The sequence below is a fragment of the Pantoea sp. B9002 genome (assembly GCF_013385945.1).
GTDB lineage: Bacteria > Pseudomonadota > Gammaproteobacteria > Enterobacterales > Enterobacteriaceae > Pantoea.
In genome coordinates this window covers 68,662-79,883 of record NZ_JACAPA010000001.1, presented here as the reverse complement: position 1 = coordinate 79,883, position 11,222 = coordinate 68,662, and the positions used below count along the sequence as shown (strand labels likewise).

The 11,222-nt window shown below is 52.1% G+C and carries 10 protein-coding genes; 6 read left to right on the top strand and 4 right to left on the bottom strand.

Annotated elements, in window-relative coordinates; translation table 11 throughout:
* Window position 1 precedes the first annotated feature (1 nt).
* Entirely contained in the window at window positions 2–886 is an 885-nt protein-coding gene (locus HX773_RS00340; RefSeq protein ID WP_176969990.1) for a PHP domain-containing protein, read from the top strand.
* Between the two features lie 12 nt (window positions 887–898).
* Window positions 899–1,519, top strand: a complete 621-nt coding sequence (locus HX773_RS00335) for an L-threonylcarbamoyladenylate synthase (RefSeq protein WP_110866253.1) — start codon at window positions 899–901, stop codon at window positions 1,517–1,519.
* Here HX773_RS00335 and HX773_RS00330 read toward each other — a convergent pair whose 3' ends face one another.
* A complete protein-coding gene (locus HX773_RS00330) occupies window positions 1,520–2,176 on the bottom strand; it encodes a serine protease (protein ID WP_176969989.1) in 657 nt (218 codons plus the stop codon).
* Window positions 2,177–2,994: 818 nt separating this feature from the next.
* On the opposite strand from HX773_RS00330, the gene rluB reads away from it, so the two are divergent.
* Window positions 2,995–3,870: a 23S rRNA pseudouridine(2605) synthase RluB gene (gene rluB, locus HX773_RS00325; protein ID WP_101764266.1), complete on the top strand. Its 876-nt coding sequence runs from the start codon at window positions 2,995–2,997 to the stop codon at window positions 3,868–3,870.
* Window positions 3,871–3,906: 36 nt separating this feature from the next.
* Here the strand turns inward: rluB and cobO are convergent, their stop codons facing one another.
* Together cobO and HX773_RS00315 are read right to left on the bottom strand one after the other, a co-directional pair.
* A complete protein-coding gene (cobO, locus tag HX773_RS00320; RefSeq protein WP_176969988.1) occupies window positions 3,907–4,494 on the bottom strand; it encodes a cob(I)yrinic acid a,c-diamide adenosyltransferase in 588 nt (195 codons plus the stop codon).
* Window positions 4,491–5,255: a YciK family oxidoreductase gene (locus HX773_RS00315; protein ID WP_176969987.1), complete on the bottom strand. Its 765-nt coding sequence runs from the start codon at window positions 5,253–5,255 to the stop codon at window positions 4,491–4,493. The genes cobO and HX773_RS00315 overlap by 4 nt, the downstream gene beginning before the upstream one ends.
* A 173-nt stretch (window positions 5,256–5,428) precedes the next feature.
* On the opposite strand from HX773_RS00315, the gene sohB reads away from it, so the two are divergent.
* Window positions 5,429–6,475, top strand: coding sequence for a protease SohB (sohB, locus tag HX773_RS00310; protein ID WP_176969986.1), 1,047 nt, complete (start codon window positions 5,429–5,431; stop codon window positions 6,473–6,475).
* A gap of 26 nt (window positions 6,476–6,501) precedes the next feature.
* On the opposite strand, the gene HX773_RS00305 is transcribed toward sohB, so the two are convergent.
* The gene (locus tag HX773_RS00305; RefSeq protein ID WP_176969985.1) at window positions 6,502–6,750 is read right to left on the bottom strand and encodes a DUF2498 family protein; all 249 of its coding nucleotides are present in this window, start codon (window positions 6,748–6,750) and stop codon (window positions 6,502–6,504) included.
* Window positions 6,751–7,120: 370 nt separating this feature from the next.
* Between HX773_RS00305 and topA the strand changes: the two genes are divergently transcribed.
* Both topA and cysB read left to right on the top strand, forming a co-directional pair.
* On the top strand, window positions 7,121–9,718 hold the full coding sequence (gene topA / locus HX773_RS00300) for a type I DNA topoisomerase (RefSeq protein WP_176969984.1): 2,598 nt from the start codon (window positions 7,121–7,123) through the stop codon (window positions 9,716–9,718).
* A gap of 193 nt (window positions 9,719–9,911) precedes the next feature.
* On the top strand, window positions 9,912–10,886 hold the full coding sequence (gene cysB / locus HX773_RS00295) for an HTH-type transcriptional regulator CysB (RefSeq protein WP_064738814.1): 975 nt from the start codon (window positions 9,912–9,914) through the stop codon (window positions 10,884–10,886).
* Window positions 10,887–11,222: the final 336 nt, after the last annotated feature.

The window sequence follows — 11,222 nt, the reverse complement described above, 5'->3', positions numbered from 1 at the left end:
CTTGTCGGACATCGCTCGTTTTCCCCTTTACGATTTACATAGCCATACGCTGGCTTCTGACGGCTTATTGACGCCGACCGCGCTGGTGCAGCGTGCGGTTGAGATGAAAGTCGGTGTGCTGGCTATTACCGATCACGACACAGTGGCGGGCGTGGCAGAAGCGCAGGCGGCAGTGGTGCAACAGGATCTGCCGATCCGCGTACTGGCGGGTTTAGAAGCATCAACCTTATGGGAAAATCACGAAATCCACATTGTGGGGCTGAATGTCGATTGCCAGCATCCCGCGCTGACTGAATTCCTTGCGCAGCAGTATCAGACTCGCCTTGATCGTGCGCAGCAGATTGCCGAACGCCTCGAGCGCGCTCGCGTTCCTGATGCGCTAGCCGGTGCCCAGCGTTTGGCGCAAGGCGGCCTGATCACGCGCGGCCACTTTGCGCGTTATCTGGTAGAGATTGGCAAAGCCGATAATATGGCGCAGGTATTCAAAAATTATCTGGCGCGCGGGAAAACCGGCTACGTGCCTCCGCAATGGTGTACAATTAAACAAGCCATTGATGCTATTCATCATTCTGGCGGCTATGCCGTTTTGGCGCATCCCGGTCGTTATGGTTTGTCGGCTAAATGGTTAAAGCGGCTGATTGCGCATTTTGCCGACGTGGGCGGCGATGCCATGGAAGTCGCGCAGTGCCAGCAAGCGCCCAACGAGCGCACGCAGCTGGCAACCTATGCGCGTGACCATCAGTTAGCCGGGTCGCAGGGATCAGATTTCCACCAACCTTGTCCGTGGATAGAACTGGGACGCAAGTTATGGCTACCGGGCGGCGTGGAGCCGGTTTGGGAACGCTTCCCCGAGTTGGCGCCCAGCATTGCTGTTGCAGACAGGTGATATGAGGTTTTTATGAGTCAATATTTTCACATTCATCCCGACAATCCGCAGCCGCGCCTGGTAAATCAGGCCGTTGATTATCTGAATAAAGGCAGCGTTATTGTTTATCCAACCGACTCGGGCTATGCGCTGGGTTGTCGTCTGGAAGAGAAAAATGCCATGGAGCGCATTTGTCGCATTCGCCAGTTGGATGGCAATCACAACTTTACGCTGATGTGCCGCGATCTGTCGGAGCTGTCGACTTACGCGCAGGTGGATAACTCCGCGTTTCGCCTCCTGAAAAATAACACGCCGGGCAATTACACCTTTATTTTGAAGGCGACGAAAGAAGTGCCGCGTCGTCTGATGAATGACAAACGTAAAACCATTGGTCTGCGCGTGCCGTCCAATCCGGTGGCGCTGGCGCTGCTGGAGCGTCTCAACGAGCCGATGATGTCGACCTCGCTGATGTTGCCCGGCAACGATTTTACCGAGTCCGATCCGGAAGAGATTCAGTACAGCATTGGCAAGCTGGTGGATCTGATCATCGATGGCGGCACGCTGGGACAGCAGCCGACCACGGTGATCGATCTCACCAGCGATGCGCCGGTGGTGGTGCGCGAAGGCGTCGGTGACACGCGCCCGTTCCAGTAATCATACATGGTCAGGCGTGACGTTCTGCGTCTGACCAATATTGGATTCCAGCCAATTTTTAAAATCCCCATACGGAATATACAGCGAGACATCTTTTAAGATGACTTTCTTGCTGCGCACGTTAGATATTTCATGGCTGTAACCGACAATCACGCCGCCAATAGTTTGGTCAGCATTATATACCGCGCCACCCGACATGCCTTGCACAACGCCAGCATTTGATGCCATCGCCATACAGGGCTTTTTATTCCATTTATTGGTGATTGCGGTGCGCGCTAAATTAACGCCGCTCGATTCCACCGGCATAGCGGAAATAAAGCTGTAACCGTACATTTTAATCGGTTCGCCAATGGCACCGCTGCGGAATTTAGCCAGCGTTTCTGGGCTGTTTTTATGATAAATAATCGCGACGTCGCAATAGGGATGATAAGCCTTGACGCGCTGCACGGCAGTTTTTGCCACGTGCGCCGCCGTCAGGCTGTATTCTGGCGTCAGAGGAATGGTTGTGCCGAGGATGCCTAAACCCAGCACAGTCGGGATGCCTGTCACGCTCATATCAACGTGTTGCATCGCAGTACGACTGTACTCAGTATGGCCCACGGAACAACCGCTCAGTGCCAGCGCAGCGAGCGCAGGCCAAAGCAGAGTGGTTTTCATGGCAGTGATCTTCATTAAAGCATGTCCGTAAAATCCCTGGTGAAGACTTTCGACATGCGAATTAAATTCATTCCGTAAATGAATAAACGCGTCAAATCCCGCGCGCGCCGGTTTATAATATCAGTGAAATTACACAGTGGTTCGTTAACAATTTGTTAGTTGAACGAATATAAATAGTAAATTAAAGCTATGTTATTATGACGACACACTGGATTTCAGGCTTAAATTTTACACAGTTTTTTCTGCAGAACAATTCATCAAATTTAATATGATTCAAAAAATACAAAAATACAGACTTAATCCAACCTGTAGTGCCAATAAACTATCAATTTACATTTATTATTAAAAAAGGTCTTATTTAACGCCATTAAGTAGTTTTTTATGCTGTTTTGGCGTTTTTACTTAGATTTAAAGTTTGTGGTTATCCTTTAGCATGGCGAGCAATACTGCCCAAGCAGCCTTGCAAAGCGCTAATGTATCAGCTGGCTTAAGTCGGTAACAGATTCAATCGGAAAAGGTGAGGGGCAAGTGATAATAATTCAGTCACTTGGCGTGAATGCCGCGGACGAAAATGAGATCGATCTATCAGTCAGCTGAATGTTTGTTGTCAGGGTCTTAATGTGCCCGTTTTTAACGGGCCCTCTGTTATCGGCAGCAAAGGAAAAGGTGTTAACAAAACTTGCGTTAGTGTAAAATCGCGGGCCGTCTGAGATTGCAGAAGCGATGCAGAGCGGTAACAGATTCTGATATGGGAATTGGTAATCCCTGTATCGTACCTCTTCTTACCACGACGCCTGGGAAGGCGACAACGAGGCTCCATGAGCGAAAAATTACAGAAAGTATTAGCGCGCGCCGGTCACGGTTCGCGTCGCGAAATCGAAACCATGATTTCAGCCGGACGCGTCAGCGTTGACGGCAAACTGGCGACGCTTGGCGATCGCATCGAAAGTGATAAATCCCTGAAAATTCGTATCGATGGCCATCTGGTTTCCATCGCTGAGTCGGCGACCGAAGTGTGCCGCGTACTGGCGTACTACAAACCGGAAGGTGAACTCTGCACGCGTAACGATCCGGAAGGGCGTCCAACCGTGTTTGATCGTCTGCCGCGTCTGCGTGGTTCACGCTGGATCGCCGTCGGTCGTCTGGATGTGAATACCTGCGGTTTGATGCTGTTCACCACCGATGGTGAACTGGCTAACCGTTTGATGCACCCAAGCCGTGAAGTCGAGCGTGAATATGCGGTTCGCGTGTTTGGCGAAGTGGATGACGATAAAATCCGTCAGCTGAGCAAAGGCGTGCAGCTGGAAGATGGCCCGGCATCGTTCAAAACCATTAAGTTTGCCGGTGGCGAAGGGATCAACCAATGGTACAACGTGACGCTGACCGAAGGACGTAACCGCGAAGTGCGCCGTCTGTGGGAAGCGGTTGGCGTGCAGGTTAGCCGTCTGATGCGTGTGCGTTACGGTGATATCCAGTTGCCGAAAGGCTTGCCACGCGGCGGTTGGATTGAGATGGAATTACCGGCGGTCAATTATCTGCGTACGTTAGTCAGTATGCCGGAAGAGACGGTAACTAAGGTGGCCGTCGAAAAGGATCGTCGTCGCACCAAGGCTAACCAAATCCGTCGTGCGGTAAAACGTCACGGTGTGGTGAGCAACAATCCGCGTCGTAATAACACCAAACGCGGTTCCTGATGCCAGCCTGACGCCGCGCTCTGCGGCGTCAGCGTTTTACCAATCTATTCCTTGCTGTGCCTGAATTCCCGCATCGAACGCATGTTTCACCGGACGCATTTCCGTCACGGTATCCGCCAAATCCAGTAACGTACGATGACAGCCGCGACCGGTAATGATCACGCTTTGCTGTGCAGGGCGCTGTTGCAGCACATCGACCAGCTCAGCTAAATCCAGATAATCCATGCTCACCATGTACGTGATTTCATCAAGGATCACCAGATCGACGCTGCTATCGGCCAACATGCGACGCGCCTGCTGCCACACCAACTGACAGGCGGCGGTATCGGTCTCGCGGTTCTGCGTATCCCAGGTAAAACCGGTGGACATCACCTGAAATTCGACGCCGTGCTGTTCCAGCAAGTTGCGTTCACCGTTGGGCCATTCGCCTTTAATGAACTGTACCGCCGCCACTTTTTTACCGTGTCCGCAGGCGCGCAACGCGGTGCCAAAAGCGGCGGTGGTTTTCCCTTTGCCGTTACCGGTGAACACCATCAGGATGCCACGCGTCTCGGTGGCGGCGGCGATACGGGCATCAACCTGCTCTTTCAGTCGCTGCTGACGTTGCTGATGGCGATCGCTCATGCGGTTGCTGGCCCCGCTTTACGTCCCGGCTGCGCATCAAAGCTGGTGCCGGTTTTACGTCGGCTGTCATCGCCCATTAAATAGAGGTAGAGCGGCATCAAATCCGCGGGAGTTTTGAGTAAATTAGCATCTTCTTCCGGGAAGGCGCTGGCGCGCATTTTGGTGCGCGTACCGCCAGGATTGATGCAGTTGACCCGCAAGTGACGGTTTTTATACTCGTCGGCCAGCACCTGCATCATGCCTTCAGTGGCAAACTTCGAAACCGCATACGCGCCCCAGCCTGCGCGGCCGGTGCGGCCTACGCTGGAAGTGGTAAACACCAGCGATCCGGCATCTGATTTCAGCAGCAGCGGCAGTAATGCCTGGGTTAAATAGAAGGTAGCATCGAGGTTAATCTGCATCACGTTACGCCAGATCTGCGGATCGAGTTCTTCCAGCGGTACGATCTCGCCCAGAATGCCGGCATTGTGCAGCACGCCATCCAGACGCGGTACCAGCGCAGCGACCTGCTCGGCCAACTGCTGGCAGCTTTCTGGCGTGGCTTCAGCCAAATCCAGTAATAAAGAAGCGGCTGGCTGCTTGTTTAACTGGTTGATGGCCTGCTCAGTTTTCTGCAGCGTGTCGGCATTGCGCCCCAACAGGATGACGCGCGCGCCGTAGCGCGCATAGGTCAGCGCCGCTTCACGGCCAATGCCGTCGGAAGCGCCGGTGACGAGAATGATGCGATTTTCCAGCAGATCGCTTTTCGGTTGATAATGCACAGCGATGTCCTTTGCTCTGGTCAGAAGGTTTTTGGCTTTATGCCTGAATTTGCCGCGCGGTGCAACGCTTGAGCCTCGCATTCTGTGCCGCCTGCGGGCATTTCAGGCGACGACAGCGCGTAAAGCGGGTAAACTTGCAGCTGTTGTAATTTACTGTTTAATAAGGCGGCAGAATGGATTTTTTCTCCAGTTACGGATTATTTCTGGCTAAGGCTGTCACCGTGGTGGTGGCGATCGCAGCTATTGTTCTGATTGTGCTTAATGCCGCGCTGCGTAAACGTCACAGCAGCGGTCAGCTGCGTTTGACGCATCTCGATGATGATTATCGTGAGATGAAGGAAGACCTGCAGCTTGCCAAAATGAAGCCACAGGCGCAAAAAGTGTGGCTCAAGCAGCATAAGAAAGAAGAGAAGCAAAAGGCGAAAGCTGATAAACGCAATGCCAAAGCGGGCGTGAGCGAGACGCTAAAGCCCACGCTGTATGTGCTGGAGTTCAAAGGCAGCATGGACGCGAGTGAAGTTACCTCATTGCGTGAGGAGATCTCCGCCGTGCTGGCAGTTGCGGTGCCGGGCGATGAAGTGCTGCTGCGCCTCGAAAGCCCCGGCGGCGTGGTTCACGGCTACGGTTTGGCGGCTTCGCAGCTGCAACGCCTGCGCGATGCCGGCCTGCAATTGACGGCGGTGGTGGATAAAGTCGCTGCCAGTGGCGGTTACATGATGGCTTGCGTGGCGGATCGCATCGTGGCTGCACCGTTTTCTATTATTGGTTCGATTGGCGTGGTCGCGCAGATCCCTAACTTCAACCGCCTGTTAAAGCGCAACGATATTGACGTCGAGCTGCATACCGCCGGTCAGTACAAACGGACTTTGACGCTGTTTGGTGAAAACACCGAAGAAGGGCGCGAGAAATTCCAGGAAGACCTCAATGAAACGCATCAGCTGTTTAAAGATTTTGTGCAGCAGATGCGTCCGTCGCTTGATCTGAACAAAGTGGCGACCGGCGAGCATTGGTATGGCCGTCAGGCGCTGGATTTGGGTTTGATTGACGAAATCGGCACCAGCGATGCGTTGATTATCAAGCATATGGATAGCTTCACCGTGCTGGGCGTGCACTACGCACGTAAGCGTAAAATGATGGATCGCTTTACCAACAGCGCCAGTCTGGCGGCAGAGCGGTTGATTCTGAAAATTTGGCAGCGCGGCGAGAAGCCGCTGTTGTAACCGAGCCCGGCAATTGCCGGGCTTTTTTATGCCAGATGATATTGAGAGGAGAGTTCGACCGCGAGGTGTTTAAACACGTTAAATACCGTGGTGGTTTTGGCGGTGGGCAAGCCTTCATCATCGAGAAAATAGGGTCCGCGAAACACCAAAACATCACCTTGCTGAATCACATCATTGGCTTCTAATCCGACAAAATAATCGTCGTGCTGCGTGATTATCTGATTGGCTATTTCCAGTAACGCCTGGCGTGAAATAGATTCCGTTGGCACTGACATTTTTCACCTCTTTTTTGACAGCCATTTTTCTCCTTCTATATTACTTGCGAGCCATCGCGTTCAGCAAATCAGCATTGCGTCATAAAACTGGCGCAAAATTAGGCAGAATGCTAATTAAGTTGCGTAACGGATTTTATCAGGTAGAGTGTGGGCGATTCAGCTTTCAGGGAGATCACACCCGGATGTGTGGTTCTGTCAGATGGAAAACTCGCTCCTAATCATAAAGTTGCAGAAGTCGACGCAATCTGACCTGAGATTATCCCAGCTGCCTTGAAATGCGAAATGCTGGCAGCAATATTGAACCCATTGGGTTTTGGGACCTCCAATTCTCTCCCGTTTATCAGGACGTTTCATTTAGGTAAAGGTACATATGGGTAAATCACTCGTAATCGTTGAGTCCCCGGCAAAGGCCAAAACAATCAATAAATACCTCGGTAATGACTACGTGGTGAAATCCAGTGTCGGTCATATCCGTGATTTGCCGACCAGCGGTTCAACTGCCCGTAAAAGTGCCGACGGGGAAAAAGCGAAACCTGGAAAAAAGGTTAAAAAGGATGAGAAAGCCGCACTCGTAAACCGCATGGGTGTGGATCCCTGGCATGGTTGGGAAGCGGATTATCAAATTCTGCCGGGCAAAGAAAAAGTTGTCGCTGAGCTGAAAAACCTGGCTGCCGATGCAGACCATATCTATCTCGCAACCGACCTTGACCGCGAAGGGGAAGCCATTGCCTGGCACCTGCGGGAAGTGATCGGTGGGGACGATAAGCGCTTTAGCCGCGTGGTGTTTAACGAGATCACCAAGAATGCGATTCGTCAGGCGTTTGACAAGCCGGGCGAGCTTAATATCGAACGTGTCAACGCACAGCAAGCGCGCCGCTTTATGGATCGCGTGGTGGGTTACATGGTGTCGCCACTGCTGTGGAAGAAAATTGCGCGTGGCCTGTCAGCTGGTCGCGTTCAGTCGGTTGCGGTGCGTCTGGTGGTTGAGCGCGAGCACGAAATCAAAGCCTTCGTGCCAGAAGAGTATTGGGAAATCGATGCTGATTTCGCCACGCCGAAAGGCGCCGATCTTGCCATGCAGGTGACGCATCAGAATGACAAAGCGTTCCGTCCGGTTAATCGTGAGCAAACTCACGCGGCGGTGGCGATTTTGCAGAAAGCGCGTTACCAGGTGCTGGATCGCGAAGATAAACCGACCAGCAGCAAGCCTTCTGCACCCTTTATTACCTCAACGCTGCAACAGGCGGCGAGTACGCGTCTGGGCTTCGGCGTGAAGAAGACCATGATGATGGCGCAGCGCTTATATGAAGCGGGCCACATCACTTATATGCGTACCGACTCCACCAACCTGAGCCAGGATGCCGTGGCGATGGCGCGGGGTTATGTTGAGAGCAGCTTCGGTAAAAAGTATCTGCCAGAAGCGCCGAATACCTATGCCAGCAAAGAGAACTCACAAGAAGCGCACGAAGCGATTCGTCCTTCTGATGTGAATATCGTGGCTGAGCAGCTGAAAGATATGGAAGCTGACGCGCAGAAATTGTATCAGCTGATTTGGCGTCAGTTTGTGGCCTGCCAGATGGTACCGGCTCAGTACGACTCCACCACGCTGACCGTGGGCGCGGCTGAATTCAAATTGAAAGCTAAAGGCCGCACGCTGCGCTTCGATGGCTGGACACGCGTGATGCCTGCGCTGCGTAAAAATGATGAAGATCTGACACTGCCGCCGGTAGATGTTGGCGACATGCTGGATCTTAAAGAGCTGATGCCAAGCCAGCACTTCACCAAACCGCCGGCGCGCTTCAGTGAAGCGTCACTGGTGCGTGAGCTGGAAAAACGCGGCATTGGTCGTCCATCAACCTACGCCTCGATTATCTCCACCATTCAGGATCGTGGTTACGTGCGTGTTGAGAACCGCCGTTTCTACGCTGAAAAAATGGGTGAAATTGTTACCGACCGTCTGGAGTCTAATTTCCGCGAGCTGATGAACTATGACTTCACCGCACGCATGGAAAATAGCCTCGATCAGGTGGCGAATAATGAAGCCGAATGGAAAGCGGTGCTCGACTCCTTCTTCAGTGATTTCAGCCAGCAGTTAGATGATGCTGAGAAAGATCCGGAAGAGGGCGGCATGCAGCCGAACCAGATGGTGTTGACGTCGATTGATTGTCCAACCTGTAGCCGCCCGATGGGGATTCGCACCGCCAGTACCGGCGTGTTCCTGGGTTGCTCGGGTTATGCTTTGCCGCCGAAAGAGCGCTGCAAGCAGACCATCAACCTGATCCCGGAAAATGAAGTGCTCAACGTGCTGGAAGGCGATGATGCTGAAACCAACGCGTTGCGCGCCCGTCGTCGTTGCCAGAAGTGTGGCACCGCGATGGACAGCTATCTGATCGATAACCAGCGCAAGCTGCACGTCTGCGGTAATAACCCAGAGTGCGATGGCTATGAGATCGAGCAGGGCGAGTTCCGCATCAAAGGTTATGACGGTCCGATTGTTGAGTGCGAGAAGTGCGGTTCCGAAATGCACCTGAAAATGGGGCGTTTCGGTAAGTACATGGCGTGTACCAACGACGAGTGCAAAAACACCCGTAAGATTCTGCGTAACGGTGACGTCGCGCCGCCGAAAGAAGATCCGGTGCCGCTGCCAGAACTGCAGTGTGAAAAATCGGATGCTTACTTTGTGTTGCGTGATGGTGCAGCAGGCGTGTTCCTTGCCGCGAATACCTTCCCGAAATCACGTGAAACGCGCGCGCCGCTGGTGGAAGAGCTGCAACGCTTTGCCGACCGTCTGCCAGAGAAGCTGAAATATCTGTCAGAAGCGCCGGCCGCCGATCCGGAAGGGAATAAGACGATGGTGCGTTTCAGTCGCAAGACGAAACAGCAATATGTCTCTTCCGAAAAGGATGGCAAAGCCACCGGCTGGTCAATGTTCTATATTGACGGCAAATGGCAGGAAGCGAAAAAGTAATTCCCCGCAAGGCCAGCATTCGCTGGCCTTTCTCTTATCCTTATAGCTAATCGTTCTACATTCTTCCTTTAACTGATATAGTAGTTATAGAACTCTTTTCGTTTCGCTGACTCGCTTTCCCTCCCTCACCGCTATTAAGGCGGAAACACGCCTGCCGGGAATGCACCTCTGTCGCTACCAGGAAGATATAACTATGAAATTGCAGCAGTTGCGTTACATCGTCGAAGTGGTTAATCACAATCTCAATGTCTCATCGACCGCCGAAGGCTTATATACCTCGCAGCCAGGCATCAGTAAGCAAGTCCGTATGTTAGAAGATGAGCTGGGCGTGCAGATATTTGCGCGCAGTGGTAAGCATCTGACGCAAGTAACGCCTGCAGGCGAAGAGATTATTCGGATTGCGCGTGAAGTGCTGTCCAAAGTAGACGCGATTAAATCTGTGGCCGGTGAACATACCTGGCCAGATAAAGGCTCGCTGTATGTTGCGACTACCCATACGCAAGCACGTTATGCGCTGCCTGGCGTGATTAAAGGTTTTATTGAGCGCTATCCTCGCGTCTCTCTGCATATGCATCAAGGATCGCCGACGCAAATAGCTGAGGCGGTTTCAAAGGGCAATGCGGACTTTGCCATTGCTACCGAAGCGCTGCATCTGTATGACGATTTGATCATGCTGCCGTGCTATCACTGGAATCGCGCTATTGTGGTAACGCCAGATCACCCGCTGGCGGGGAAATCAAATGTGACGATAGAAGAGCTGGCGGATTTCCCGTTGGTGACTTACACCTTCGGCTTTACCGGCCGTTCAGAGCTGGATACCGCGTTTAATCGCGCCGGATTAACGCCACGCATCGTCTTTACTGCAACGGATGCTGACGTAATCAAGACTTACGTGCGTTTAGGCTTGGGCGTGGGCGTGATTGCCAGCATGGCGGTGGATCCGGTCGCAGACCCCGATTTGGTGCGGATTGAAGCTTCAGAAATCTTTACGAATAGTACGACCAAGATTGGCTTTAGACGCAGCACCTTCCTGCGCAGCTATATGTATGATTTCATTCAACGTTTCGCACCACACCTGACGCGTGATGTGGTGGATGCGGCGGTCGCACTGCGCTCCAATGAAGACATCGAAGCCATGTTCCGCGATATCAAATTACCCTTCAAGTAAATTCCTAACTCATTCTTTTGCCAAGGTGTCCAGTGGGCACCTTCGGAATCCCTTAGCGCTTAGCGCCACGAGTACCTCAAAAAAAATCATTATTTTTATGTAAATGAAACATGGGTCACATGTTTTTCTATTGTTAGTTCTTAAATGCGAATCAGTACACAATTTTTACGATGCTACTTTGCAGCTCGCCAGGAATATTCCCATACTCTAGTTAAGAGTTGATGGAGAAGGGCTTTTTTACTGGGTTAGTAAATTAAACTCAAATTTAGATTGGATCTAATTTGCTGTTAACCCAAATTTACAATGTAACTATTTAATTAATAGTTATGTTGGCAA